The sequence below is a fragment of the Streptomyces johnsoniae genome (assembly GCF_031845565.1).
GTDB classification, from domain to species: domain Bacteria; phylum Actinomycetota; class Actinomycetes; order Streptomycetales; family Streptomycetaceae; genus Streptomyces; species Streptomyces johnsoniae.
Genome location: NZ_JAVREV010000001.1, coordinates 446088 through 472798 on the forward strand (window position 1 = coordinate 446088; position 26711 = coordinate 472798).

General features: G+C 73.1%; 18 protein-coding genes. 11 read left to right on the forward strand and 7 right to left on the reverse strand.

All coding sequences use genetic code 11. From position 1 onward, the window contains the following. Window positions 1-24: 24 nt before the first annotated feature. Both RM779_RS02065 and RM779_RS02070 read right to left on the reverse strand, forming a co-directional pair. Window positions 25-1014, reverse strand: coding sequence for an MBL fold metallo-hydrolase (locus RM779_RS02065; RefSeq protein WP_311615112.1), 990 nt, complete (start codon window positions 1012-1014; stop codon window positions 25-27). A gap of 510 nt (window positions 1015-1524) precedes the next feature. Beyond that, window positions 1525-2907: a glycoside hydrolase family 43 protein gene (locus tag RM779_RS02070; protein WP_311615114.1), complete on the reverse strand. Its 1383-nt coding sequence runs from the start codon at window positions 2905-2907 to the stop codon at window positions 1525-1527. A 382-nt stretch (window positions 2908-3289) separates the two neighbouring features. On the opposite strand from RM779_RS02070, the gene RM779_RS02075 reads away from it, so the two are divergent. Further along, on the forward strand, window positions 3290-4420 hold the full coding sequence (locus tag RM779_RS02075; protein ID WP_311615116.1) for a glycoside hydrolase family 5 protein: 1131 nt from the start codon (window positions 3290-3292) through the stop codon (window positions 4418-4420). Window positions 4421-4507: 87 nt separating this feature from the next. After that, window positions 4508-5173: a DUF998 domain-containing protein gene (locus RM779_RS02080; protein ID WP_311615118.1), complete on the forward strand. Its 666-nt coding sequence runs from the start codon at window positions 4508-4510 to the stop codon at window positions 5171-5173. 25 nt (window positions 5174-5198) lie between these two features. Here RM779_RS02080 and RM779_RS02085 read toward each other — a convergent pair whose 3' ends face one another. The 3 genes from RM779_RS02085 to RM779_RS02095 form a co-directional block, all read right to left on the reverse strand. Further along, window positions 5199-6734: an MFS transporter gene (locus tag RM779_RS02085; protein WP_311615120.1), complete on the reverse strand. Its 1536-nt coding sequence runs from the start codon at window positions 6732-6734 to the stop codon at window positions 5199-5201. A gap of 48 nt (window positions 6735-6782) precedes the next feature. After that, on the reverse strand, window positions 6783-7334 hold the full coding sequence (locus tag RM779_RS02090) for a TetR/AcrR family transcriptional regulator (protein ID WP_311615122.1): 552 nt from the start codon (window positions 7332-7334) through the stop codon (window positions 6783-6785). 80 nt (window positions 7335-7414) lie between these two features. Beyond that, window positions 7415-8023, reverse strand: a complete 609-nt coding sequence (locus RM779_RS02095) for a TetR/AcrR family transcriptional regulator (protein WP_311615124.1) — start codon at window positions 8021-8023, stop codon at window positions 7415-7417. Window positions 8024-8452: 429 nt separating this feature from the next. Between RM779_RS02095 and RM779_RS02100 the strand changes: the two genes are divergently transcribed. From RM779_RS02100 to RM779_RS02130, 7 genes are all read left to right on the forward strand, one after another. Next, window positions 8453-9766, forward strand: coding sequence for a cation:proton antiporter (locus tag RM779_RS02100; protein WP_311615127.1), 1314 nt, complete (start codon window positions 8453-8455; stop codon window positions 9764-9766). A 70-nt stretch (window positions 9767-9836) separates the two neighbouring features. Continuing rightward, window positions 9837-10976 (forward strand): acyl-CoA dehydrogenase family protein, encoded by a 1140-nt coding sequence (locus tag RM779_RS02105; protein ID WP_311615129.1) that lies wholly within the window; start codon window positions 9837-9839, stop codon window positions 10974-10976. Then, on the forward strand, window positions 10973-11242 hold the full coding sequence (locus RM779_RS02110) for a hypothetical protein (RefSeq protein WP_311615131.1): 270 nt from the start codon (window positions 10973-10975) through the stop codon (window positions 11240-11242). The genes RM779_RS02105 and RM779_RS02110 overlap by 4 nt, the downstream gene beginning before the upstream one ends. 75 nt (window positions 11243-11317) lie before the next feature. Then, entirely contained in the window at window positions 11318-19948 is an 8631-nt protein-coding gene (locus RM779_RS02115; RefSeq protein WP_311615133.1) for a type I polyketide synthase, read from the forward strand. 212 nt (window positions 19949-20160) lie between these two features. Continuing rightward, a complete protein-coding gene (ccrA, locus tag RM779_RS02120; protein ID WP_311615135.1) occupies window positions 20161-21489 on the forward strand; it encodes a crotonyl-CoA carboxylase/reductase in 1329 nt (442 codons plus the stop codon). Between the two features lie 53 nt (window positions 21490-21542). Then, the gene (locus tag RM779_RS02125) at window positions 21543-22547 is read left to right on the forward strand and encodes a 3-oxoacyl-ACP synthase III family protein (RefSeq protein ID WP_311615137.1); all 1005 of its coding nucleotides are present in this window, start codon (window positions 21543-21545) and stop codon (window positions 22545-22547) included. Continuing rightward, the gene (locus RM779_RS02130) at window positions 22547-23419 is read left to right on the forward strand and encodes a 3-hydroxybutyryl-CoA dehydrogenase (protein WP_311615139.1); all 873 of its coding nucleotides are present in this window, start codon (window positions 22547-22549) and stop codon (window positions 23417-23419) included. Before RM779_RS02125 ends, RM779_RS02130 begins: the two co-directional genes overlap by 1 nt. On the opposite strand, the gene RM779_RS02135 is transcribed toward RM779_RS02130, so the two are convergent. Beyond that, complete coding sequence (locus RM779_RS02135) at window positions 23319-23807, reverse strand: helix-turn-helix domain-containing protein (RefSeq protein ID WP_311615468.1); 489 nt, start codon at window positions 23805-23807, stop codon at window positions 23319-23321. The two genes, RM779_RS02130 and RM779_RS02135, sit on opposite strands and share 101 nt — an antisense overlap. Window positions 23808-24088: 281 nt before the next feature. Here RM779_RS02135 and RM779_RS02140 point away from each other — a divergent pair, with 281 nt between their 5' ends. Further along, the gene (locus RM779_RS02140; RefSeq protein WP_311615142.1) at window positions 24089-24361 is read left to right on the forward strand and encodes an acyl carrier protein; all 273 of its coding nucleotides are present in this window, start codon (window positions 24089-24091) and stop codon (window positions 24359-24361) included. Window positions 24362-24426: 65 nt separating this feature from the next. Continuing rightward, the gene (locus RM779_RS02145; protein WP_311615143.1) at window positions 24427-25770 is read left to right on the forward strand and encodes an NAD(P)/FAD-dependent oxidoreductase; all 1344 of its coding nucleotides are present in this window, start codon (window positions 24427-24429) and stop codon (window positions 25768-25770) included. A gap of 86 nt (window positions 25771-25856) precedes the next feature. On the opposite strand, the gene RM779_RS02150 is transcribed toward RM779_RS02145, so the two are convergent. Then, window positions 25857-26627 (reverse strand): AfsR/SARP family transcriptional regulator, encoded by a 771-nt coding sequence (locus tag RM779_RS02150; protein WP_311615145.1) that lies wholly within the window; start codon window positions 26625-26627, stop codon window positions 25857-25859. Between the last annotated feature and the right edge of the window lie 84 nt (window positions 26628-26711).

A 26711-nucleotide genomic window follows, 5' to 3' on the forward strand; every position in this document is an offset into this window, starting at 1 on the left:
CCCGGCCCGCCGCGTCGGGAACGATCAGCTCTGGAGGAACGGGCGGTTCAGGTGGGAGGTGGCCAGGAGGGCGCGGTGGCGGCGGGCCTCGGCGAGGAGGGCCTGCCGACTGCGGCGGGCCGCGGCCGGGTCGCTCTCCAACCGGTAGGCCACGGGCGGCGCGGCCAGCTGCACGGCGTGCACCAGAACGTCGCCGGTGATCACGATGCGCTGGTGTCCGCCGTCGACCAGGACGGACTGGTGCCCGGCGGTGTGGCCGGGCGTCGGCACGGCGGTCAGCTCCCCGCCCCGGCCGCCGCCGCCCAGCACCCGGACCCGCCCGTCGATCTCGTGCAGCAGACCGGCCCGGCGCAGCGGCTCCACCACGTACGCCGTGGCGCTGTCGTCCTCGTCGAGCGCCGCTGTCTCGGCGCGCTGGACCACGTGGCGCGCGTTCGGGAACATCGGCTGCCCCGCGGCATCGACCGCCCAGCCGAAGTGGTCCTCGTGCAGGTGGGTCAGTATGACCGAGTCCACGTCCTCCCGGTCGATGCCGGCCAGTTCCAGCACCGCCGGGAGGTGCCCGGGCACCGGGGCCCACGCGGACGCGGGGCTGCCGACCGGGCCGACCCCGGTGTCCACCAGGGTGACCCGGCCGCCCGGCCTGCGGACGGCATAGCAGCGGAAGTCGAGCGTCCACGTGTCGCCAGGACCGAACGCGTCGGGGTCGAGGCGTTCGGCCCGCGCCCAGTCCTCCTGCCGCGCGTCGGGGAACTGGTCCTGCCGCCTGCCGGGAAAGGGCCCGTGCGCGTCCAGCAGCGCCAGCACCTCGAACGGTCCTGCCTGCCGCGTGACGATGCGCACCGGGTCGGCGCGGCGTTCCGCGGCCGCCGCCCGGTGCGCCGTGCTCGTGCCGGCCCAGGCGGCCAGCGCGCCGACGCCCACGCGCGCCGCGTCCCGCAGAACGCGCCGGCGGCTGCCGGTCGCCGAGTCGTCCGCCGTCGCGGCGTCGGACGGAACAGGACGGTGGGTCATGGTCTCCCCCTTATCGGTCGGGTCATGGGGCCTGCGGACGGCGCCTGCCCTGTCCGAGGGTGACGGGGGCGCACGCCACCGAGCAGTGATTCGATCGTCGTCACACACCTTGACGACTCGGCCGGTTCCCGTTCACCGGCGGGCAAGCCCTGCAGGCTCGCGAGCCGCACGAGGATCAGACCGATGGGAAGAGCCGCGGACGTGGGCGGGAACGGCCTCGCGAGAGCACGGACGCCTCCTGGCAGGTGACCAGTGGGTGACTAGGTCCTGTCCTGTCGATCTTGTCGGATCAGCCCGCGGCTCCCCCAGACTCCGTCCGGGAGGTGCCCCCAGATGCGGTGCATCGCAAGGCACCGGATCGCAGCTCATACCTGTCCGTATTCGCGCGATTCGGTAACGCAGCGTGGGGGCACCTCCCAGCCGCCAGGCTGGGGGAGTGCCGTAGCTGGGGGCACCTCCCGGACGGAGTCTGGGGGAGTCGCGGGCCCGGCAAGATCGGCAGGACAGGGCCTAGTAGGTGATCTGGAACGTGGCGTCCTCACGGGCGACTTGGGATGAGTCCGCGCCGAGCCGGTCGAGGCGAAGGATGTGGCCGGAGTGGCGGATGCGGTGGTCGGGGTGGTTGTGGGAGCGGAACGAGGTCCACGAGGCGTCGGCGAGGCCGGCCTCGGCGTGGAACGTCGCGTCGGCGGCGAAGAGCGCGGTGCCGTCGTTCGCATCGAGCCGCAGCTCGAAGTTCGCGTGCCGCAGGTAACTGCCCGGGAGGTTCACCGACTCGAACGAGGTGCCGGTGGCGTCGGCCAGCCCCGGCACCGGGCGCCACTGCTGGTCGGCGGGGGGCTCCATCGGGTACGGATCGAGCCGGGCGACGCGGTCCGCGTGCCGCACATACCGACCTGGAAGGTTGTAGGACTTGAGCCGGCGCCACTCCGGCCCGCCCCAGCGGTCGATCAGCGCGTCCCGCTCGGCCGCGGTGATCGGGCTGATGCCGGCGTGTTTGGCGCTGACCGGTGCGGTGTAGCCGCGGTGGTCAAGCGCCGCCCAGCTGTCGCCGCCGACGTCGGATGAGCCCCAGGCGTAGAACACCGCGTTGGCCGGCGAGAACGAATCGCCCCACAGCCAGAAGGTGTTGCCGGTGTTCGACGCGACGAGGATCGGCGCCTCGATCGCCTGGCCCTGCCGCAGGCCGCGGGTCAGGGTGGCGTACGTGTTCGGCGCCCCCGTGGCCGACCTGGCCACGTAGAGGTTGCCGTCTTCGAGGCTCTTGTACGCCAGGTAGAAGGCGCCACCGTGCGGCAGCACGTAGCCGTCGAGGACGTTGAAGCCGGGGTCGAAGTAGACCTGCGGCCGCCCCATGGCGGTGAAGTCGGTGGTGTAGTTGACCATGAAGACGTCGCGGGTGCCGTTGTGGGCCGAGTAGACGACTCCGTACTCGCCGCGCTCCGGGTCAAAGAACGACGTCGGCGCCCAGGAGTGGGTGGCCATGTCGTGCAGATGGACGCGACGGTAGCCGGAGAACGAGGTGAGGTCCGCCGAGTCCCATACGTGGATGTACTGGTTGTCAAGGTTGAACACGCGGCCTTTGAGATCCGTGGCCAGGACCACGAAGGTGCCGTCCTGCCTGCGCTGGATGAACGGATCGCGCAGGCCCTGCGTGCCGGCGGTCGGCGTCGCCACCGGATCGTTCTGATTCAGCGGCATCCAGTTCAGGCCGTCGGTGCTGACCGCCAGGTGGAGGGCGTAGCTGTCATCGCTCTCGTTCGGTGACTCTTTGAAGTAGCACATCACATAGGCCGCGTACGCCTGCTGCTGCGCGTGCGCGGCCTTCAAGGGAACGGCCGCGGCGACGGCGGATGTCAGCGCGGTCGCCAGAACGGTTCGACGTGTCGGCATGGGGCGATCCCTTTCTGCGCGGGGGGAACCGGCGGAAGGGCCGGCGTGGGAGAGGTCGTGCGGCCCGAGCCGGCATGTGTGGGGAGCCCCCGGCCGTTAGACCGCTAGACCGTTAGATCGCTAGACCGTTAGACCGTTTGAAATATCGAACGCAGTTCGTAATACCGATAGGAAGTTAGCGCCGCCCTCACGGGCCGTCAACACTCGGCGCCGGGCCCAGGGCGGGGGTCGGATACCTGACCTGGCGATCGGATTCGTTCGATTTTGATCGATGCATGTTGCGTTGATTGACGCGGTGTTCGGGTCGGTCGACCGTGAACGGCGTACGCCATCCCACCCGCGCCGCCGCCCCGGCGGCCTGACGCGTCACGAAAGGAAGATCATGCGCCACTTCCATGCCCACCGCACCACCGGCAGGGCACGGCCCACCGTGCTCCCCGCACGCGCGCACCGCCGTCACCGCGGCCTGTCGGCAGCGTTGTGCGCGGTTGTCGCCGTACCGCTCGTGGCACTGTCGTACACCTCGGCCACCGCGGCGGAGCCGACCGCGGAACCGGCCGCGGAACCCGCCCCGCTGGCCGCCGCCGACTTCAGGGGCGTGAACTGGGCCATGCCCGGCGACAACTTCACCGACGGCCCTGTCGTTCCCGAGGGGCTGAGCGAGGCTGACAGCTACGACACCGTCAAGGCCAAGGCCGCCGTTGTCTACGATCAGTTCGAGAGCAGCATCGGCGCCAACACCGTCCGGCTGCCGATCAACTTCGACTCGTACCCCGGTACGGCGTGGGGCGACGCATACGCCGGAGCCGTCGACGCCGCGACCGAAAACGGCTTCAACGTGATCATTTCCATGTGGGAAGGGGCATCGTCGAACGGCCGGATCGACGACATGCAGCACTTCAACACGATGTGGGACGCCGTCGTCGACCGATGGGGGTCCGACAGCCGCGTCTACTTCGAGCCGATGAACGAACCCCACGGCTACAGCGCCGGGGACTGGGCCGATATCGCCGCCGCCTGGATCGAGGACCGCCCGTCGGTTCCCAGGGAGCGGATCTTCGTCAGCGGCCACGGCTACAACGGCGACGTCACGTACGTGTGCGACGACTCCCGCCTCGACGGGACCTACCTGTCGCTCCACCTCTACGCGTTCCAGTTCGGCGAGATGAGCTACGACGAGTGGGTGGACACCTTCGACGCCCGGATCGGCGACTGCGGCTCCCGCACCGTCCTGGACGAGTTCGGCGCCCCGCTGGACGACGGCAGGAACTACAACGACACGGACAGCAGCGACAACTTCGTCCGCTACATCCGCGCCGCCACCGACACCGTCCGTTCCCACGACATGGGCGCCGTCTACTGGCCGGCTCTCGGCGGCAAACACACGCACCGGCCGGACTATGACTGGTACTCCCTCTACGCCATCGAGGGCAGCGGCACCGACCTGACGCTGACCCTGCGCAACGACAGCATCGTCGACCGGCTTCACCACGCCTGGGCCACCGGCTCCTGAGGAACGCCGACCGCGGCGGCGGCACGGCGCTTGACGGAACGGTCCGCCCTCACTACGTTCGGCCGTCACAGCACGTCACCACATCGGATGGACGGTCACCGTGTCCCGAAGACCCGCTTCCGCAACGGAGTCGACGCGGCGGAGGCCGGGCCGGTGACGGGCTTGTCGTGGCTCGGCGCGTTCGGCTCATGGCTGTTCGTCGTCACCTTCCTCCTCGACGGCTGGGCCCGCCCCGGGTATCACCCGGTCCGGCATGCGGTCAGCGCACTGGCGCTCGGTCGTCGGGGCTGGATACAGACGGCCAACTTCATCGTCTGCGGCCTGGCGATCACGGCGGGCGCGGTCGCCCTCGCCGACGCGGCGGACAGCCTGTTGCTCGCCCTGGTGATCGGGGCGTTCGGGGTTTCGCTGATCGCGTCGGGCGTGTTCCCGATGGACGCCATGCGGGGGTATCCGCCGGGAACGCCCGAGGGGACACCGACGGACACGTCGACGCGCCACCAGTGGCACGACTGGGCCGGAGCGGTCGTTTTCGGCTCCCTGCCGATCGCGGCGATCATCGCGGCGTTCGTTCTGCCCGAGACCGTATGGAAGTGGTACTCGGCGCTGACCGCCATTCTCATGTTCGCCGCCGCCGCGGCATTCGGTCAGGCGTGGGAGAACGACCACCCCCGCACCGGTCTCCTGCAGCGCGCCGCGATCATCGTCGGCTGGCTCTGGCTCGGCCTCCTGTTCGCCCACACAACCCGGTAGCGCCGCCGCCGCGCCCCCGCAACGGTCAGTGCGTGACGGTCTCCGCGCCGGTCGGCTGTTCGTGCTGCTCGTGCCTCAGGTAGCGGTACACGGCCAGGCCGCCCGCCGTCAGCAGGGTGATGACGAGGGCCATGGTCAGGACGTAGCCGTTGTCGAAGGCGTTGGCGGCCGAGTCCAGCAGGCTGCGGGCCTGCGTCTCCGGCAGTGTGGTGGCGGCGGCGCGGGCCTCGTCGAGGCTGTCGCCCGCCGAGGCCGGCGTGTCCGGGGGCAGGGTGACGGTCGCGCCGTACACCGCGGTCAGGATGCTGCCGAGGACGGCGACGGCCGTGAGGTTGCCCAGCTCGTAGGAGACCTCCTCCACCGAGGAGGCCATACCGGCCCGGTGCGGTGGGGCGCCGCCGATGATGGCGATGGAGGCGGCGGTCATGACCACGTCCAGGCCGGCACCCGACACCACCATGCCGGGAACGACCCAGGCGGGACTGCCGTCCGCGCCCACGAGGCCCAGGGCTCCCGGGGTCATCAGCAGGGCCGCCAGCACACCCAACGCGCCGACCAGCAGGCCGCCGCCGATCAGCGGGCGGACGCCGGTGCGGTGGACCAGGCTGCCGGCGAGGACGCCGGCGGGCAGGGCGCCGAGGGCGAACGCGGCCACCAGCACGCCCGCGTGCAACGGCGTCAGCTCCAGGACCAGTTGCAGGCGCTGGGCGAGGACGAGCTGCATGCCGGCGGTGGCGAACATCGCCAGGCCCGCGGCGAGCACGCCGGTCAGCAGGCGGCGGCTGCGGAAGAGGGAGAAGTCGATCAGCGGGTAGGGCCGGCCGCGCTGGCGCCGCGCGAACGCCCAGAACCCCGCCGCGGAGATCAGCAGCGCGACGGCGCCCTGCCACGGCGAGGGATCGGGCTTGACCGTCGCCTTGATCGCGTAGACGAGGCCGACCAGGCCGACCATGACCTGGAGGGAGGCGAGCGCGTCCCAGGGCCGGTCGCGGCTGCCCCGGCCGCCGGGTGCGAACACGGCCGCCGCGGCCAGGGCGAGCACGACGACGGGCACGTTCACCAGGAACACCGAGCCCCACCAGAAATGTTCGAGCAGCAGCCCGCCGACGATCGGGCCGAGCGCGGTGCCGACGACGGCCATCGTTCCCCACACGCCGATGGCGATGCCGCGTTCGCGTGCGTCGTCGAACGTGACGCGGATCAGCGCCAGCGTGGCGGGCATCATCGCCGCCGCGCCCACCGCGAGGAACGCCCGCGCGCCGATGAGGGCGGCAGGGGACGGGGCGGTCGCGGCGGCGACGGACGCCGCCCCGAACACGACGAGACCGGCCAGGAACATGCGCTTGTGCCCGATGCGGTCCCCCAGCGTTCCCGCCCCGAGCAGCAGCCCGGCCATCACCAGCGGGTACGCGTTGATGATCCACAGCTTCTGCGAGGAGTCCGCCCCGAGGTCGGCGGTCAGTGTGGGCAGGGCGGTGTAGAGCACCGTCATGTCCACGGAGATCAGCAACAGACCCGCCGAGACCGTTACGAGCAGCAGCCAGCGCCGCGCCTTGCTCATTTCCACACCATGACTTTCCACAATTGAACGTCCGACGGAACGCGACGCTCAGGCCACCGGGCCGGCCGCCGGGTCGGTGAGGGCGGCGATCCGCTCGATCAGGGCTTCCGTGACCTGCGGGTCGAGACGGTCCGGCGCGGTGGCGGCCAGCAGCCACAGGCCGTCGGCGGCCAGCCGCGCGAGGAACAGCTCCACCGCCTCCGGGTCGGGTGTGGCGGGCCTGGGCACCCAGCGCTGCGCCAGCTCCTCCCACGCCCGCGTCAGCTCCGGGTGGGCGGCCGCCTCCACCATGAACGCCAACTCGGCGCGGCTCTCGGTGTCGTGCGGCCCGAACCGCACGTACGCCGCGGCCCGCTCCCGCGGGGTCGCCTCGTCCAGCGGCTTGCCCAGCTCGGCCAGCAGGTGGCCTTCCCACGCACCGATCAGGTGCCGCTGGATCGCCCGCAGCAGGTCATCGCGGGTGCGGAAGTGGTACATCAGCCCCGCCTTCGTCAGCCCCGCCTCCTCCGCAGTGGCCTCCAGCGTCAGCGCAGTGATCCCCGCCCGCGCGGTCACCCGCACCGCGGCTTCCAGAATCTGGTTCCTCGAACTCGGTCTCACACCGTAACTTTACCATCCGGAAGGTAAAGTTACGGTGCCCGCCCCGTCGCCGACCAGGGGCCGGCTCGGGGGCGCCGGGGTCAGGAAGTAACGGGGTGGGGCGGGGGGTTGTTGGGAGTGGCGAGGGCCAGCGGGAGGACGACATCGTGCACCAGACGGTGTGTTTCCTCGCGGGCGACCGGCACCCCGGTCAGCAGCCAGCGGAAGAAGATGACCGCGGGAGCGATCTGCCACAGCAGGTCCACGTCCGCGGTGCTGGCCATCTCGCCGCGATCCCTGGCGCGGACGAAGGCGTCGATGACGGGCCGCCGGCGCGCGTCGATGTATCCCTTGCGCATGGCCGCGGCCAGTTCTGAGTTGCGCCTCAACTCGCCGACGAGACCGGCCATGACGTCGGCGAGACGTTCCATCTCATCGATCAGGTCGTGGAAGTAGGCCAGCAGGTCACCGCGGAGCGAGCCGGTGTCGTGGCTGGCGGGCAGATCGCTGATGGCGTTGACGAGTGCGGCGACGACCAGCGCGGACTTCGAGGGCCACCTGCGGTAGACCGTCGTCTTGCTGGCGCGCGCCCGGCCGACGACCTCGTCGATGGTGAGCCGCTCGTAGCCGTTCTCACGGAGGACGTCGAGCGTGATGTTGAGCAGTTGATCTCTGCGGGCCTGGCCGCCCCGTAGCGGTGCCATCGACATGGGCGGAAGTTTACGCCGCCGCCCACTGGACAGTACAGTACTGTACTGTACTTCTCGTCCTCGAAGGGGGCCGCGTCGATCTTCCTCGCCGTCGTGATGAGCGAGGTCGCGGGCGAGTGTCCGGCGCCCCGGCGGGGCCCACCCGCACAACCTGCCCACAGCCCCTGAGCGACAGGTCCGTCCTGTCCTGCTCAGCAGAGCGCGCCCGGACCCCCGACCGGGCGCTGGCCCGCCGGCCGAGGCGGCACCTCGGCCGGCGGGCCGCACTACCGCACTGCCGCAAGCCCCCGCCGGATCACCCGTTTTCGGGTGGTCCGGCGGGGGTTCTTCCGTGTCTTGACCGCGTCTCAAGCGCCGGTCCCGATCCTGCTCACGACCTCTGAACATGTCGATCGCACCGCACGGCGCCGACCACACTCAGGAGTTATCGTGAGCCTTGCCCAATCGGGCGACTCGGAATGGGTCCTCACCACGGCCATCGGCGGCATCGCTCTGGTGCTGTTCGTGGCCGTGGGCTTCGTCGTGCTCAGCCGCCGGCTGCGGCAGCCGGCTGTCATCGGCGAAATCACCGCAGGGATCTGCCTGGGGCCGAGCCTGCTCGGCCTGCTGCCCGGCGACCTGCCCGAACTGTTCTTTCCCGTCGAGGTGCGGGACTACCTGGGCGTGGTCGCGCAACTCGGCCTGCTCGTCTTCATGTTCCTCATTGGCTGGGAATTCGACTACGCGACGCTCCACGGCCGGCGGCGCACCACGGCGACCATCTGGTTCTGCGCGGCGGCGCTGCCGATGGCGCTGGGCATCGGGCTCGCCGCCATGCTGTTCGGCGCGCACGACACGGTGAACGGGGAGGAACTGCGCTTCCTCGACTTCGCCCTCTTCATGGGAACGGCCATGTCGATCGCCGCGTTCCCCGTGCTCGCGCGCATCATCGCGGACCGCGGCATCCAGTCGACGCCCGTCGGCACGCTGGCCCTCGCGCTGGCCGCGCTCGACGACATCCTCGCCTGGTGCCTGCTGGCCATCGTCGTGGCGCTGGTCACGGCGACCGGGGCGGCCGGGTTCCTCGGCGTCGTCGGCTGGGGTGCGGTCTACATCGTGGCCATGGTGTGGGTGGTGCGCCCGCTGCTCGGGCGCCTGGTGCGCCATGCGACGGCGGCCACCCCCTACCTGCCGATGCTCGCCGCCGGAGGCGCCCTCGGCTCCGCGTACGTGACCTCCGAGATCGGGCTGCACGCCATCTTCGGCGCGTTCGTCTTCGGTCTCGTCATGCCGCGCGGCCCGGAGCGCGAGCTGATGCACCGGGCGGCGTTCATTCCGCTGGAGCACCTGAGCCGGCTGCTGCTGCCCGTCTTCTTCGTCGTCACAGGACTGTCCGTCGACCTGACCGCGCTGACCGCCACCGGGGCGCTGCACATGGTGCTGATCATCCTGACGGCCTGCGCGGGCAAGCTCGGCGGCGTGCTGCTGTCCGCCCGCGCGACGGGCATGAGCTGGCACCAGTCCACGACGCTCGGCCTGCTGATGAACACCCGGGGGCTGACCGAACTGGTCATTCTCAACGTCGGCCTCGGCCTCGGGCTGCTCAGTACCGAACTGTTCACCGCGATGGTGATGATGGCACTGGTCACCACCGCCATGACGTCGCCGTTGCTCGGCATCGCGCTCCGCAGGGTGACGCCGGAGGCCGCCGCTCCCGTGCCGCGGGAACGCGCGCCGGTGCCCGCGGGGCGGGCCACGACCTGACCGCGCGGGCGGCCGCCGGCCGCGCGCGGGAGCACGCCAAGCACTGCTGACGCCCGGGAGATGAGGGACCGTGAAGTTCGACTGGACCGATGAGCAACGCGCCCGGTACGACGGGACGCTGGCCGCCGTGCGCGAGGCGTTCCCGCCCGGCGCGCCGGGGGTGCAGGAGTACTACTCCCGCAAGGACTGGCAGCGCCTGGGCGAACTCGGCCTGCTCGGCCTGTCGCTGCCCGCCGCCTACGGCGGGGGCGGGCTCGGCGCGCTCGACACCGCGCACGCCGTGGCGGCGCTGGGCCGCGGTTGCGCGGAGACCGGCCTCGTCTTCGGCGTCAGCGCGCACCTCTTCGCCTGCGGCATGCCGATCGCCGACTTCGGGACCGAGGAGGTCAAACGCCGCTTCCTGCCGGGCATGGCCGGCGGCGAGCTGATCGCGGGCAACGCCATCACCGAGTCAGGCGCCGGCTCCGACGTCTCGAAGCTGAGCGTCACCGCGGAACGCGTCACCGGCGGCTGGGTCCTCAACGGCGAGAAGAGCTTCGTCAGCAACGGGCCGGCCGCCGATGTCTACGTCACCTACGCCACCACGGACGCCAAGGCCGGCCCGTTCGCCACCACCGGCTTCGTCGTGGACCGCGCGAGCGCCGGGGTCGGTGCGGGCGAGCCGTTCGAGAAGATGGGTCTGCGGCAGTGCCCGGCGGGCAGCGTCCGCTTCGACGACTGCTTCGTGCCGGACGCGCAGGTGCTCGGGGCGCCGGGCCAGGGCGGCGTGATCTTCCAGCACTCGATGGGCTGGGAACGCGCCTGCCTCTTCGCCGGCTACGTCGGGCTCGCCGACCGCGTGCTGGAGCAGTGCGTGGCGCACGCGAAGGAACGCCGCCAGTCCGGCAGGCCGATCGGCAAGTTCCAGGCGGTGTCGCACCGCATCGCCGAGATGAAGCTGCGCACCGAGAGCGCCCGGCTGCTGCTGTACCGCGCCTGCTGGGAGATGGACCGCGGCGGGCCGGCCACGATGGCCATCGCGCTGTCGAAACTCGCGGTGTCCGAGGGCGTGCTGACCAGCATGCTGGACGCGGTGCGCATCTTCGGCGGGCGCGGCTACCAGCAGGCCGACGGCATCGAGGCGGCGCTGCGCGACGCCGTGCCCGCCGTGCTGTTCTCCGGCACCTCCGACATCCAGCGGGAACTCGTCGCGAGGGAGCTGGGACTGTGAACCTCCACCGGCTGCTCGCCGACTCGGCGCGGCGCCGCCCGGACGCCGTCGCCGTGCACGGCCCCGAGGGGCCCCGCGAACTCGACCGCACCTCGGGCTCGACGGACGCGCCGAAGGCCGTGTGCACCGGTCACCGCCCGGCCCGCCGGCTGCCCACCTACATGATCGTCGACCGGCTGTCCGTGCGCGCGGAACTCCCGCGGACCCCCAACGGGAAGCTCGACCGGCGCCTGCTCCTGACCGAGGCCGAAGCGGCCCGTTCCTGACCGGGGCGGCACCGCGCGGCACCGGCGCCCGCGCCGGACCGGCGCCCGCCGGAACTCACCACTCACGGAGGAACCATGAGAAGTGACGGCGACCAGGCCGTGGCCATCGTCGGCGCGGGGTGCCGCTTCCCCGGCGGCGGCAGCGGTCCCGAAGGACTGTGGCGGCTGCTGCTGAGGGGCACCGACGTCATCACGGAAGTGCCCAGGTCCCGCTGGGATCTGGAGCGCTACTACGACCCCGACCCGGACACGCCGGGCACGATGTACACGCGGTGGGGCGGGTTCCTGCCGGACATCGAGCGTTTCGACGCGGCGTTCTTCGGCATCGCGCCGCGCGAGGCCCGCCAGATGGACCCGCAGCAGCGGCTGCTCCTCGAGGTCGCCTGGGAGGCGCTGGAGGACGCCGGAATCCGGCCGGGCGACCTCTCGGGCACGCGGACCTCGGTGTTCACCGGCGGCCTCGGCGTCGACTACTTCCTCGCCCACGCCCGCGACGCGGGGCTCGCCGGGATCGACCCCTGGTACGCCACCGGCAAGGAGTCGAGCTTCACCTCGGGCCGCCTGTCCTACCTGCTCGGGCTGAACGGGCCCAGCCTGTCGCTGAACACCGCCTGCTCCTCCTCGCTCGTCGCCGTCCACCTCGCCCGCCAGTCGCTGCTGACCGGCGAGTCGGACGCGGCGCTGGTCGGCGGTGTCAACCTGCTGCTGTCGCCGGAGCTGACGGTCTTCATGTGCAAGGCGGGCGCGATGGCGCCCGACGGCCGCTGCAAGGTGTTCGACGCGGGCGCCAACGGCATCGTCCGCGGCGACGGCTGCGCCGTGCTGGTCCTCAAGCGGCTCGACGACGCGCTGGCCGACGGGGACGACGTGCTGGCCGTCATCCGCGGCTCGGCCGTCAACCACGACGGGCAGAGCGCGGGCCTGACCGTGCCGAGCGCGACCGCGCAGCAGCGCCTGATCACCGACGCGCTGGCCGCGGCGCGCCTTCACCCGCACGACGTGGGCTACGTGGAGGCGCACGGCACCGGCACCCCGCTGGGCGACCCGATCGAGGTCTGGGCGCTCGGCGACGTGCTCGCGCGCGGCAGGAGCGCGGAAGACCCGCTGGTCATCGGCTCGGTGAAGGCCAACCTCGGGCACACGGACGGCGCCGCGGGCATCACCGGGCTGCTGAAGGCGGCGCTCGTGGTGCGGCACGGCCGCATACCTCCGCACCTGCACCTCAAGGAGCCCAACCCCAACATCGCCTGGGACCAGTGGCCGCTGCGGGTGCCGACCGAGGGGCCCGTCGACTGGCCGGGCCCGGCGGGGCGGCCGCGGATCGCCGGAGTCAGCGCGTTCGGGCTCAGCGGCTCCAACGCGCACGTGCTGGTGGAGTCCCCGCCGGAACGGGCGGCCGCGCCCGCGCCCGCCGCCCGAGCGGGTGGAACGGACGGCCGCGCGGGCGGAACGGACGGCCGCACGTTCGTGCTGCCGCTGTCGGCGCGTTCGGCCGCGGCGCTGCGCGACCTCGCCGCGGCGCACCGCGACCGGCTCGGCGGCCAGGAGGCGGCGGAGCGGGAGGGCGCGGACGGCTTCGCGGACGTGGCGTCGTTCGTGCGGACCGCGGCCGTCCGCCGCACCCACCACGCGGAGCACCGGCTCGCCGTCACCGGCGGCAGCGCGGCCGAACTCGCCGCGGAGCTGGACGCGTTCACCGAGCAGGCGCAGGCGCCGGTCGTGGGCGAACGCGCGGGGCCGGGCGGCGTGTGCTTCGTCTTCTCCGGGCAGGGCGGGCAGTGGGCCGGGATGGGCCTGCGGCTGCGGGCGGCGGAGCCGGCGTTCCGCGAGGCCCTGGACCGGTGCGACGCCCTGATCCGCGAGGCCGCCGGCTGGTCGGTGGTCGAGGAGCTGTCCGCGGACGGGGACGCCTCCCGGCTGGCGGACACGGAGATCGCCCAGCCCGTGGTGTTCGCCGTGCAGGTGGCCCTGGCCGCGCTGTGGCGGTCCTGGGGCGTGGAGCCGTCGGCCGTCGTCGGCCACAGCATGGGCGAGATCGCCGCGGCGCACGTCGCGGGCGCACTCGACCTGGCGGACGCGGTGCGCATCGCCGTGCTGCGCGGGCGGCTGCTCCAACGCGCCGCGGGGCAGGGGCTGATGGCCGCCGTGGCCCTGCCGGAGGAGGAGACGGAACGGCGGCTCGCGCCCTACGGGGAGCGGCTGTGCGTCGCGGCGGCGAACGCCCAGGGCAGCACCGTCGTGGCGGGCGAGCCGGACGCGGTCGAGGAGTTCACCGCGGCGCTGAAGGCCGAGGGCCTCACCTGCCGGACGCTGCCCGGCGGATACGCGTTCCACAGCCCGCAGATGGCCCCGTTCGAGCCGGAGCTGGTCGGGCTGCTCGACGGCCTCGCGCCGCGCGAGCCGCGCGTCCGCATCGTCACCACGACCCCGGGCGACGGCCGCTTCGACGCCGCGCACTGGGGGCGGAACGTCCGCCGGCCGGTCCGGTTCGCCGGGGCGGTGGCGGAACTGCTCGACGCGGGCCACCGCACGTTCGTCGAGCTGGGGCCGCATCCCGTGCTCGCCCAGCCGCTGACCCAGTCCCTTGAGGCGGCGGGCCTGGACGGCACCGTCGTGCCCTCGCTGCGCCGGGACACGGACGACGTGGACACCGCGCGCGCCTCGCTGGCCGCGCTGTTCACGGCCGGTGCCGACGTGGCGTGGGACGCGGTCGCCCCGGCGGGCGAAGGCGTCGACAAGCGGCTGCCCCGCTATGCGTGGCAGGGCGAGCGGCTGTGGTTCGAGACACCGCGGGCGGCCGGTCCGGACGCGCAGGTCGCGGCCGGCGGGCTCGCCGCGCTGCACGGGGAGTTGCGGCTGTACGACGCCGCCGGCCGGGTGGTCGCGGAGGCGACCGGGCTGCGGCTGGGAGCGCCGGGCGACGGGGCGACGGCGGCTGCTGCCGGTCCCGGGGCGCCCGCCGTTCCCGCCGTTCCCGCCGTCTCCGCCGCGGTGGAGGCGGCCGGGCACCGGCCCGATCCGGCGGAACTGGCGGACCTGGTCGCGCGGAAGGCCGCCGCGGTGCTCGGGCTGCCGCAGGGCGGCACTCCGGCCCGCACGCAGGGCTTCACCGAGCTGGGGATGGACAGCCTCGGCACGGTGGAGCTGGCCCGCCAGCTCCAGCAGGCGCTCGGGGTGCGGGTGCCGAAGACCGCCGCCCTCGACCACCCCACGGTGGAACGGCTCGCCGCCTACCTGGACACGCGGCTCGCGGCGGCGCCCGCCGCGCGGGCCCAGGCGCCCGCGGCCGTTCCCGCGCCGGGGCCGGTGGCCGCCGAGGTCACCGGCCCCGAGCCGATCGCCGTGATCGGCCTCGGCTGCCGCTTCCCCGGCGGGGCGAGCGGACCTGACGCCTACTGGCGGATGCTGCGCGCCGGCACGGACGCCATCCGCCCCGCCCCGGAGGGCCGGTTCGGCGGGTCACGCGTGTGGCACGGCGGATTCATGGAGGGCGTCGACGAGTTCGACGCCCCGTTCTTCCGCATCCCGCCGCGCGAGGCCCGGGTGATGGACCCGCAGCAGCGGATGTTCCTCGAAGTGGCCTGGGAGGCGCTGGAGCACGCCGGGCAGCCGCCCGCCGCGCTCGCCGGCACCCGCACCGGCGTGTTCCTCGGCATGAACTCGACCGACTACGCCGGCATCGTCACCGCGCACCCGGGCAACGTCGACGCGTTCTACGGCACGGGCAACTCGTTCACCGCCGCCGCCGGACGGCTGTCCTACCTGCTGGGCGTGCACGGGCCGAGCCTGGCCGTCGACACGGCCTGCTCCTCCTCGCTGGTCGCGGTGCACCTGGCGGTGGCCAGCCTGCGGTCAGGGGAGAGCGAACTCGCCGTCGCCGGCGGCGTGAACCTCATCCTCAGCGACGTCATCCACCGCTCCACCAGCGCCATGGGCGCGCTCGCCGCCGACGGCAGGTGCAAGACGTTCGACGCGTCCGCCGACGGCTACACCCGCGGCGAGGGCTGCGGCGTGGTCGTGCTCAAGCCGCTGTCCGCCGCGCGCGCCGACGGGGACGACGTACTCGCCGTGCTGCTGGGCTCCGCCGTCAACCAGGACGGCCCCAGCGGCGGCCTCACCGTGCCGAACGGCCCCGCCCAGGAGGACCTGTTGCGGCGTGCCCTCGCGGACGCGGGCGTGGCGCCCGGCGAGGTCGGGTACGTGGAGGCGCACGGCACCGGCACCCCGCTGGGCGACCCGATCGAACTCCAGGCGCTGGGCGCGGTGCTGGGCGAGCGGGACGGCTCCTGCCTGGTCGGCTCGGTCAAGACGAACGTGGGCCACCTGGAGGCCGCCTCCGGTGTCGCCGGGCTGATCAAAACCGTACTGGCCCTGCACCACCGGGAGATACCGCCGCACCTGCACTTCACCGAGCCGAGCCCGGACATCCCCTGGGACGAACTGCCGCTGGCCGTGCCCGTCGAGCCGACGCCGTGGGCGCCGGGCGCGGCGCGGCGCGTCGCGGGCGTCAGCGCCTTCGGGTTCAGCGGCACCAACGCGCACGTCGTGCTCGCGGAACCCCCGGCGGACGCGGGCGCGGCACCGGTCCGCGGGGCGGCGCCCGGCGGTGCGGACGCAGGCGAACGCCGCGTCCACGCACTGCCGCTGTCCGCGGCCGGCCGGAACGCGCTGCTGGCCCAGGCCGACGCCTGGGGCGCGCTGCTGTCCGGCGGCGAGGACGATGCGGCGCCCGCGCTCGAAGACCTCGCCTACACCGCGGCGCTGCGCCGCACCCACCTGGAGCACCGGGTGGTCGTCGTCGGCGACGACCGGCGGCAACTGGCGGAACGGCTCGCGGCGTTCGGGCGCGGCGAGGACGTGCCCGGCGTCGCCGCCGGGCAGGCGGGCGCGGAGCCGCGGCGCGGCCCCGTGTTCGTGTTCTCCGGGCACGGCTCGTTCTGGCGCGGCATGTGCCGCGACCTGCTGCGGGAGAGCCCCGTCTTCCGGGAGGCCATCGAGCGTTGCGACCGCGCGCTGCGCCCGCACCTGGACTGGTCGATCGCCGAGGTGCTGGCCCAGGGGCAGGAGCCCGCGGCCGAACTCGACCAGCAGTTCCTGCTCTTCGGCGTGCAGTACGCGCTCACGCAGGTGTGGCGCGGCCTCGGCGTGGAGCCGGCCGCGGTCACCGGGCACAGCATGGGCGAGGTGTCGGCGGCGCTGTGCGCGGGCGCGCTCGACCTCGGCCAGGCGGTCGAGGTGATGGTGCACCGCACCGAGGTGCTGAAGGACCTGATGGGCCGCGGCGGCATGGCCGTCGTCGGCCTCGACGCCGAACGCACCGCGGAGGAACTGGCCGGGTACGAGGACCGGTTGTGCGTCTCGATCGTCAACAGCCACCGTTCGACGGTGATCTCGGGCGAGACGGCGGCGCTGGAGGAGGTCGGGGCCCGGTTGAAGGCGCGCAACGTCTTCTTCCGGCCCGTCGCCGCGGGGGCGCCCGCGCACAGCCCGGTGGCCGAGCCGATGCGCGGGGAACTGGTCGCCAGGCTCGCCGGGCTGCGTCCGGCCGAGCCCGTCGTGCCGATCTACTCCTCGGTGACGGGCGGACCGGTGGACGGACCACTGGACGCCGAGTTCTGGGGGCGGAACCTGCGGCACACGGTCTGGTACGCCGACGCGGTCCGCGCGCTGGCGGCCGACGGGCACACCACGTTCGTCGAACTGTCCCCGCACCCGCTCCAACTCGCCCCGACCGAGCACGAACTGGACGCGGCCGGTATCGCGGACCGGCTCCTCGTCCCCTCCCTGACGCGGGAGTCCGACGGCCCGGTGGCGCTGATGACGGCGTTCGGCACGCTGCACGCCGCGGGCCGCCCCGTCGGCTGGGAACGCCTGCACCCGGCGGGCGGGCGGCTCGCCGCCGCCCCCCGCTACCCGTGGCAGCACAAGCGGTACTGGGTGGAGCACGAGGCCGCGTCGTCCGGCGCGGCGCCCGCCTTCGGCGGGGCCGCGGGCGGCGGGGCGCGGCACCCGCTGCTCGCGCGCGAACTGCGGGCCGCGGGCGGGCCGCGTACCCGCATCGTCGAGGCCGATGTCGACGCGGAGCTGGCGGCCGGGACGGGCGCGGAGCCGGTGGGCGGCCACCTGCGGCTGCCGGCCGCGGCCTGGCTGGAGATGGCACTGGCCGCGGTCGCGGGCGACGGCGGTCGCGTCCGGCGGCTGGAAGACGTGAGCCTGCCCGGCAGTTGCCTCACCGACCCGGCCGTGGGCAGCGTGGCGCAGCTGACGCTGACCCCGGAGCCGGGCGGCGCGTTCGCGTTCACCGTCCACGCCCGCGCCGCGGGCGACGGCGAGGGCGGCGGCGAGGGCCCCGCCCGGCCGCTCGCGGCCGGGCGCGCGGTGCCGGGCAGCGGCAGCGCCGCGCCGGACGCGGTGCCCGCGTCCGGCATGCGCGGGGCGCCGGACGCGCGGGTGACGGAGTGGTTCGCGGCGCGCGGCGGGGGCGGCGCGCTGCGCGCGGTGTCCGCGGTGCGCGGCGCCGACGCGGTCGAGGTCGAGGTGGAGTGCGCACCCGCGGCGCTGCGGTGGCGGATGCGCCCCGACGTGCTGGACGCGGCGCTGCGCCTGCCCGCGCTCCTGGGGAACGCGGACGAGGCGGCGCGGGACGTGCTGCCGCGGCACATCGCGTCGGCCGCCGTGTACGGAACGCCGGGGCAGCGCCTGCTGATCGGCGCCCGGCGCACGCCGGGCGCGGACGGCGAGCTGTGCGCCGATGTCTGGGTGGCCACGCCGGAGGGCACGTTGATCGCCGAAGCGCGCGGGGTACGGCTCGCTCCCCCGCCGGGCCGGCTGCTCGACGCGGCGGAACTCCGTTCCGTGGCGGACAGCTTCTACCGCGTCGACTGGCACGAGCGCCCGCACGAGGCGGCGGAGCCCCTGGAAGCCGCGGGCGGCTGGCTGCTGCTCGCCGACGGCGGCGGCGTCGCACAGGCGCTGGCCGGGCTGCTCGAAGAGCGCGGCGGAACGGTCGAGGTGCTGGCGGGGGCGCGGGAGGAGGCCGAGGTCACGGCGGCGCTGCGCGCGCTGCACCGCGGGCCCGGCTGCCGCGGCGTGGTCCACCTGGCGGCACTCGACCTGCCGGCAGGAGTCCCGGCCGCGGACCGGATAGCCGCCGCGGCGGCGGTGGCGGCCTCCGTGCCCGCGGTCGCCGCCGCGGCGCAGGCGGTCACCGGCGCGGCGGGACCGGCGCGCGTGCACTACGTCACGCGGGGCGCGGTCACGGTCGGGGCCGGGGAGCCGCCCGCGCCGCTGCACGCGCCCGTGCACCGGCTGGCCGGGGTCACCGGCGTCGAACGGCCCACGGTGTGGGGCGGAGTGACGGACCTGGACCCGTTCGGCGACGGGCCGGCGCGGGACGCGTCCTGGCTGCTGGCCGAACTCCTCGCACCGGACGGCGAGGACCACCTCGCCGTGCGCGCGGGCCGCCGGCTCGGCGCCCGCATCGTCCGGTGCGCCGAGCCGGAGCCGGTGCTCGTGCCCCCGGCGCTGCGCGCCGACCGCACCTACCTGGTGGCCGGTGACGACGGCGGCCTCGCGGAGCGCCTGGCGGCCTGGCTGACCGAACGCGGCGCGGGGCGCGTGGTCGCCGCGGGACGGCTCGCGGACCCCGGCACGGCGCGCGACACCGCGGGCGCGCTGGTGAAGGAGGCGGAACAGGCGGGGGCGCCGCTCGCCGGAGTGGTGTGGGCGGGCACGGAGTGGAACCTGAGCCCGCAGGGCGCCGCGCCGCCCGCGGCCGACGAGGTCGGCGGGCTGCTCGCGGAACGCGCCGCCGGGGCGTGGCTGCTGCACGACGTGTGCGCCGAAGCGGACCTGGAGCTGGACCTGTTCGCGGTGTTCACCTCGGTGGCCGCGCTGTGGGGCGCCGCGGGCGCCGGGCACCAGGCCGCGCCCGACGCGCTGCTGTCCGCGCTGGCCGCGCACCGGCAGGCGCTCGGCCTGCCCGCGTGCGAGCTGGCGTGGGCCCCGTGGGACGGCGTCGGGCGGCTGGACGAGAACAGCAGGTCCCTGCTGGTGCGCAGCGGCCTTGAGCCGCTGTCCCCCGAGTCGGGCACCCGGCTGCTGGACCACGCGCTCGCGGGCGCCCACGACGCGGTCGCCGTGGCGGCGGTGGACTGGTCGCTGCTGCTGCCGCTGTACCAGCAGTCGCTGCGCTGGCCGCTGTTCGACGAGATCGCCGCGTCGGCCCTGGCGGCGCCGGACGGCACGGACGAGCTGCTGGCCCGCCTGGCCGCGCTCCCGCCCACGGAACGCGACGAGCTGCTGCTCGATCTCGTCCTGGCCGAGGTGGCCGTCGTGCTCGGCATGGACGGCGCGGACGATCTCGAACCGCGGCAGGGCTTCTTCGAGATCGGGGTCAGCTCCATCACCGCGGTGGAGCTGCGGATTCGCCTGGAACGCCGCTTCGCGTGCGCGCTGCCCGCGACGCTCGCGTTCGAGCAGCCCACCGCGGAGGCCGTGGCCCGTTATCTGGCGGCCGACGTCCTCGGCCTGCCGGCCGCGGACGCCCCCGGCTCCGGGTCCGAGCCGGAGCCGGAGCCGGAGCCGGAGGTGCGGCCGGCGACGGAGCCGCGGCCGGAGTCCGCGGGGGACGGGGACGACCTCCTCGCGCTCCTGGACGAACAGATCAGCGCCGTCAACGACCTTCTCGACAAGGGAGCCTTCTGACGGACCCGTTCGGCGGCGAATACCCGGCGGCGCCGGGGCGTGCGTGTGCACGCCCCGGCGCCGTTCCGCGTGCCCGCGGGCGGTCAGGGCCGCGGCCTTCGGGGTCGATCGGAGCACGAGCCGGGCGCGAGTACCCCTGGACGGCGCCGATTTACCTTGACGGCGAACCGCCACCCCCCGGCCTGCGGGCCGGCGCCGCGAAGAGGATTGTCATGGATGCTTTGACCGAGGCCGTGATCGCGGGGGCGCCCCCTGAGGAGCTGGCGCGGGCCGATGTCCCCCCGGACTACGTCGCCGCGCACCTGCGGATCGAGGACACCGGCATGTTCGCGGGCGTCGAGGACAAGGACGTCCGCAAATCGCTGCGGGTCGGGCGGGTACCGATGCCCGAACTCGCCCCCGACGAGGTGCTGGTGGCGGTGATGGCCAGCTCGATCAACTACAACAGCGTCTGGTCCGCGATGTTCGAGCCGCTGCCGACGTTCGACTTCCTGGAACGCTACGGGCGCGAGGGCGGCTGGGCGCGCCGGCACGACCAGCCCTACCACGTCGTCGGCTCCGACTGTGCCGGAGTCGTCGTGCGCGTGGGCTCGGGCGTGCGCCGCTGGCGGATCGGGGACCACGTGCTGGTCGGCTGCATCCAGGTCGACGACCAGGAACCCGCCACGCACGCCGACGGCATGATCAGCGCCGGGCAGCGCGCGTGGGGCTTCGAGACCAACTTCGGCGCGCTCGCCCACTACGCGGTGGCGCGGGCCAGCCAGCTGATGCCCAAGCCCGGCCACCTCACGTGGGAGGAGGCGGCGAGCGTCATGCTGACCGCCACCACCTCCTACCGCATGCTGATCAGCGACAAGGGCGCGCGCATGAAGCTCGGCGACATCGTGCTGATCTGGGGCGCGACGGGCGGACTCGGCGCGTTCGCGGTGCAGTTGGTCAAGAACGCGGGCGGCATCCCGGTCGGGGTGGTCGGCTCGGCGGAGAAGGCCGCGCTGCTGCGCCGGCTCGGCTGCGACGTGGTGATCAACCGGGCGGACATCGGCATCGGCGGTGCCGCCACGCCGGAGGAGACCGTCGAGCAGGGCAAGCGGCTGGGGCGGCTCATCCGCAAGGAGGTCGGCGAGGACCCGCATATCGCGTTCGACTACATCGGCCGGGCCACGTTCGGCATCTCCGTGTTCGTGGTCCGCCGCGGCGGAACGGTCGTCACCTGCGGGTCCAGCAGCGGCTTCCAGCACAGCTACGACAACCGCTACCTGTGGATGAACAGCAAGCGCATCGTGGGCTCGCACGCCGCGAACATGCAGGAACAGACGGAGACCAACCGGCTGTTCGCGCTCGGGCGGCTGACGCCCGTGCTGTCCGCCGTGTACCCCCTGACGGAGGCCGCGGAAGCCGCGCGTCTCGTGCAGCTCAACCGTCACACCGGCAAGGTCGGCGTGCGCTGCCTGGCGCCGCGCGAAGGGCTCGGCGTCACCGACCCCGAGCTGCGTGCCCGCATCGGCGCCGAACGGCTCAACCCGCTGCGCCCCCCCGGCTGAGGCACGGGCGGGGACGACCAGCTTCCGACCCACACGAGCAAGGGGAGTTTCCCATGGCGAAGGGCACCATCGGCATTCTCGGAACCGGCTCCTACCTGCCCAAGGACGAGGTCACCAACGAGGAGGTGGCCGCGCGCGTCGGCGTCGAGACGGAGTGGATCGAACGCAAGACGCAGATCGCGGGCCGGCGTTACGCGGCCCCCACGGAGGCGACGTCCGACCTGGCGGCGGCAGCGGCGGAGGACCTGCTGAAGCGGTCGCCGGTGGCCGCGGAGGACCTGGACTTCCTCATCGTCTCGACCTCCACGGGCGACTCGCCGCAGCCCCCGACGGCCTACCTCGTCCAGGACCTGATCGGCGCGGTGAACGCGGCCTGCTTCGACATCAATGTGGTGTGCAGCGGGTTCATCTACGGCCTCGCGCTGGCGCACAGCCTCGTCGCGGAGCGCCCCGGCGCGCGCGCCCTGGTGATCGCCGCGGACGTGTACTCCCGCTGCCTGGACTTCTCCGACCGCCGCACCGCCGTGCTGCTCGGCGACGGCGCCGGGGCGGCGCTGGTCGGCCAGGTGCCGGACGGGCTCGGGTTCGCCGGTTTCGAGCTGGGCAGCCGCGGCGACGCGCGGCGGCTGATCCGGGTGGAGGCGGGCGGCAGCAGGCTCCCGGCGTCCGAGGCGACCCTCGCCCGCGGCGAGCACTTCTTCCGCATGGACGGCCGCGGGGTGCGGGACTTCGTCATGGAGAACTTCCCGCCCGCCGTGCAGCGCCTGTCCCTGCGCACCGGTATCGGTCTCGACGAGGTCCGCCACTTCGTCCCGCACCAGCCGAACGGGGTGCTGCTGAGTCAGCTCGTCGAGAAGGCGGGCCTCGGCCACGCGACGACGCACCGCACGCTGGAGCGCTACGGCAACACCGGCAGCGCCTCCGTCGCGCTCACCCTCGACCACGCCCACCGCGAGGGCGCGCTGCACCCCGGCGACCTGCTGCTGCTCGGCAGCTTCGGCGGCGGCATGTCCCTGGGCGCGACGTTCCTGCGCTGGTCGGCGGCGGCGGCCGTCTGATGGGCGCGGACGGAAGCGACGTCGAACGGGTCGGGCTCGTCGGGTGCGGGGTGATGGGCACCGGCATCGCCGAGATCTGCGCGCGCGCCGGCCGGGACGTGCGGATCGTCGCCCGCTCCCCCGCCTCCGCGGAACGGGGCAGGCGGCGCCTGACGGCCTCCCTCGACCGGGCGGTCACCGGCGGCAGGCTCACCGCCCAGGGCCGTGAACAGGCGCTGGGGCACGTCACGTTCGGCACCGAGCTGGCGGATCTCGCGGACCGGCAGCTGGTGGTGGAGACGGTGCGCGAGGACCGGGCGGTGAAACGGGAGCTGTTCGCGGCGCTCGACGACATCGTGCGGGACCCCGAGGCCATCCTGGCGTCCAACACCTCCTCGCTGTCCATCACGGCGCTGGGCGCGACGACGGAGCGTCCCGGCCGGGTGCTCGGCATGCACTTCTTCAGCCCGGCCCAGGTCATTCCGCTGGTCGAGCTGATCCCCGCCCTGCACACCGAGGAGGCGGTGGTGGCGCGGGCCGAGTCGTTCGTCGCGGGCGTCCTGGGCAAGGAGGCCATCCGCTCCGTGGACCGCACCGGCTTCACCGTCAACGCGCTGCTGGTGCCCTACGTGGTCTCCGCGGTGCGGATGGTCGAGTCGGGGCACGCGGAGCCGGAGGTGATCGACCGCGGCATGGTGCTCGGCTGCTCCCACCCCATGGGGCCGCTGCGGCTGGCCGACCTCATCGGGCTCGACGTGATCGCCCTGGTGGCCGGCGCGCTGTACGAGGAGTTCAAGGAGCCGCTGTACGCGCCGCCCGCGCTGCTGACGCGCATGGTCGAGGGCGGGCTGCTCGGCCGGAAGTCCGGCCGGGGCTTCTACGTCTACCCCTGATACGTCCACCCCTGAACGCGCGGCCCCGGCCCCAGCGGGCCGGGGCCGGGGCGCGCAGCGGGAGCAGGCCGGCCGGGTAGTGCCGCACGGTGGCCCGATGACGCGCGCCACGTAACGGGCCGTCACGAGGCCGGCGAGCTGGAAGGCCGGCGAGCTGGGGGGCCGGCGAACGCCGCCCGCACCTCGGGCCAGTTCCTCCTCCCCCCAGGTTCACGGGCTGTACGGCGTCGTCCATGACGGCCGCGAACAGCCCCTCCTTCGGCGTGAAGAAGTGGCGCACGAGTGCCGCATCCACTTTTGCGGCTTTGGCGATCGCCCGGATCGACGCCTTTCCATATCCGTCGCGTGCGAAGGCGGATTCCGCCGCCGCCAGAATCGTCTCCCGCATTGTCGTATTGCCCGGTCCGCGGCCTGCGGGTCTGCGCCGTTCCGTATTCGCCTCGACGGGCGACGTGGGATTTCCCACCCCCTCCGATGTGGTCACGGAAGGCCACCTATACGTGGTCACACGCCAATGCCGGACGTCACCCCAAGGCCGTTTGGGAGGGCTGCGCGGGCCGCGTTCGCACCTCCTGAGCGAAAGACAAGCCGTCCTCCAGCGCGCTGGCGCACGCTCGTTCTGGTCGAGCACTGCATCGGCGCTCCTCGTCCGACCTACAGGAGAAACCAGTGACGGCGACAGACCGCGAAACGATCTACAAGGCCATCAGTACCTATGTCCAGGAAACGTTCCTCGGCGAGGGCGACGTCCCGGAGCTGACGGCCGAGTCCCCCCTGCTGGAGTGGGGAGTGCTCACGTCGATGAACACGTCCCTGCTGCTCGCCTTCATCAGGACCGAACTCAACGTGGTGGTCCCGCCGACTCACCTCACCGGGCAGCATTTCGCCAATCTGCGGAGCATCACGGACACGGTGTACGGCCTGTCCCGCCAGCCCGCCTGATCCCGCCCCGGCCGCACTCGGCCTTTTCTGACAAGACGACCGAAACCAGAAGTGGAGAGAGTGTCGTGGACGCAGAGTTCGATATCGGTATCATCGGGGGTGGCCCGGCCGGCTCAACGGCCGCCTCCTACCTGGCCAAGGCGGGATTGTCGGTGGCCGTCTTCGAGGCGGAGAACTTTCCCCGGGACCACGTGGGCGAATCCCTGGTGCCCGCCACCACTCCCGTTCTGCTGGACATCGGCGCCATGGAAAAGGTCGAGGCCGCCGGCTTCCCGAAGAAGTTCGGCGCGGCGTGGACGTCCGCCGAGCAGCGCGACATCGACCACATGGGCTTCCGCGGGCTGACGCACGACTTCAGGGCGGCGGAAATCCTGTTCAGCGAGCGGGATCAGAAGGGGGTCGACCGCGACTACACGTTCCACGTGGACCGCAGCAAGTTCGACCAGATCCTGCTGAAGCACGCCGAGAGCCTGGGCGCGAAGGTGTTCCAGGGCGTGCGCGCGGGCAAGGTCGACTTCTCGGGCGAGCACCCGCAAATCGAGGTGAAGATCGCCGGGCGCAGCACGCAGGTCCCGGTGCGGATGGTCGTGGACGCGAGCGGCCGCCGCACGCACCTGGGCTCGCAGGAGAAGTTCAAGATCGCGGACCCGGTGTTCAACCAGTACGCCGTGCACACCTGGTTCGACGGTCTGGACCGCAAGGCCCTGGCGGTCAACAAGGACCAGGCGGACTACATCTTCATCCACTTCCTGCCGGTCACGGACACGTGGGTCTGGCAGATCCCGATCACCGACACGGTCACCTCGGTCGGTGTGGTGAGCCAGAAGAGCCGGTTCAAGAGCTACGGCGGCGACCGGGAGAAGTTCTTCTGGGACACCATCGCCAGCCGCCCAGAACTGCTCGATGTGCTCAAGAACTGCGAGCAGGTCAAGTCGCTGAAGACCGAGGGCGACTACAGCTACGGCATGAAGCAGATCGCCGGTGACAAGTTCGTGCTCATCGGTGACGCGGCCCGCTTCGTCGACCCGATCTTCTCCAGTGGCGTCAGCGTGGCGCTCAACAGCGCGCGGATCGCCTGCCAGGACATCATCGCGGCGGCGGAGAAGGGCGACTTCTCGCGGGCGCAGTTCTCCTCGTACGAGGCGAAGCTGCGCCGCGGTGTGCGAAACTGGTACGAGTTCATCTCCATCTACTACCGTCTGAACATCCTGTTCACGGCGTTCGTCCAGGACGACCGGTACCGGCTCGACGTGCTGAAGATGCTTCAGGGCGACGTGTACGACGACGAGGAGCCGAAGGCGCTGGCCGCGATGCGGGAGATCGTCGAGGCCGTGGAGAAGGACCCGAACCACCTGTGGCACCCGTACCTGGGCGACCTCAAGGCCCCCTCGGCCGCGCCGAGTTTCTGACGGCAGAACGGCAGGCGGCACCGCACGCACATCAGGGCCGGCCCCCGCGGGGGCCGGCCCTGATGTGCGTGCGCGTGGCCGCCGGCTCAGCCGACGGGGCGGCCGGTGAGGACGGCCTGCTGGATGCGCTGGAGTTTGGGCGAGGGTTCGAGACCCAGCTCCCGCACCAGGGAGCCCCGCAGCCGCTGGTACGCCTCCAGCGCCCGCCATGGGTTGCCGGCGCGGTGGAGGGCGAGCATCAGCTGGGCGCAGAAGTTCTCGTGCAGGGGCTGCTGAGCCGCCAGGACGCGTAGCTCCGGGATGAGTTCGGCGTGGCGGCCGATGCGCAGGTCGGCCTCGATGCGCCTCTCCAGCGTGGACATGCGGCGCTCCTCCAGGCGCAGCACTTCGAGTTCGAGCGCGCTGCCCACCCGGACGTCGACGAGGGCAGGGCCGCGCCACAGGTCCAGGGCCTGACCGTAGAGACGGGAGGCGGCATGGGCGTCACCGGCCTCGGTGGCGTGGCGGCCGGACTCGACGAGCTGGTCGAACTCGACGAAGTCCAGGGTCCCGGGCTGTACATGGAGGACGTACGCGCTGTGCCGGGTCTCCAGGACGTCCTTGGCCTGGCGCGAAGTGTCGTGGATCAGGGCCCCGGCGATTTTGCGGCGGAGCTGGAGGATGTAGGTCTGGAGCGTCGTGGCGGCGCTGCGTGGGATGGACTCGCCCCACAACTCCTGCATGAGCGTGGACACGGTCACGACCCGGTCGGCGTGCAGCGCCAGCAAGGCGAGCAGCTGCCGGGGCTTGGCCGCGCTCGGCACGATCGACACCCCGTGGTCATGAGCAGTGAACGGTCCCAGTATATTGATTTCCATCTGTGCCTCTCCCTCATCTGCGACGACCCCCGATCGGTCGGCACGGCAATCAGAGCGATCCCGGAGCCTGGCAGACACGGCGCA

Bases quoted from the DNA above. Each gene is read 5' to 3' on its own strand.
- RM779_RS02065 (WP_311615112.1), bottom strand. From the start codon at position 1,014: ATGACCCACCGTCCTGTTCCGTCCGACGCCGCGACGGCGGACGACTCG.
- RM779_RS02070 (WP_311615114.1), bottom strand. From the start codon at position 2,907: ATGCCGACACGTCGAACCGTTCTGGCGACCGCGCTGACATCCGCCGTC.
- RM779_RS02075 (WP_311615116.1), top strand. From the start codon at position 3,290: ATGCGCCACTTCCATGCCCACCGCACCACCGGCAGGGCACGGCCCACC.
- RM779_RS02080 (WP_311615118.1), top strand. From the start codon at position 4,508: ATGGACGGTCACCGTGTCCCGAAGACCCGCTTCCGCAACGGAGTCGAC.
- RM779_RS02085 (WP_311615120.1), bottom strand. From the start codon at position 6,734: ATGAGCAAGGCGCGGCGCTGGCTGCTGCTCGTAACGGTCTCGGCGGGT.
- RM779_RS02095 (WP_311615124.1), bottom strand. From the start codon at position 8,023: ATGTCGATGGCACCGCTACGGGGCGGCCAGGCCCGCAGAGATCAACTG.
- RM779_RS02115 (WP_311615133.1), top strand. From the start codon at position 11,318: ATGAGAAGTGACGGCGACCAGGCCGTGGCCATCGTCGGCGCGGGGTGC.
- ccrA (WP_311615135.1), top strand. From the start codon at position 20,161: ATGGATGCTTTGACCGAGGCCGTGATCGCGGGGGCGCCCCCTGAGGAG.
- RM779_RS02125 (WP_311615137.1), top strand. From the start codon at position 21,543: ATGGCGAAGGGCACCATCGGCATTCTCGGAACCGGCTCCTACCTGCCC.
- RM779_RS02130 (WP_311615139.1), top strand. From the start codon at position 22,547: ATGGGCGCGGACGGAAGCGACGTCGAACGGGTCGGGCTCGTCGGGTGC.
- RM779_RS02135 (WP_311615468.1), bottom strand. From the start codon at position 23,807: ATGCGGGAGACGATTCTGGCGGCGGCGGAATCCGCCTTCGCACGCGAC.
- RM779_RS02150 (WP_311615145.1), bottom strand. From the start codon at position 26,627: ATGGAAATCAATATACTGGGACCGTTCACTGCTCATGACCACGGGGTG.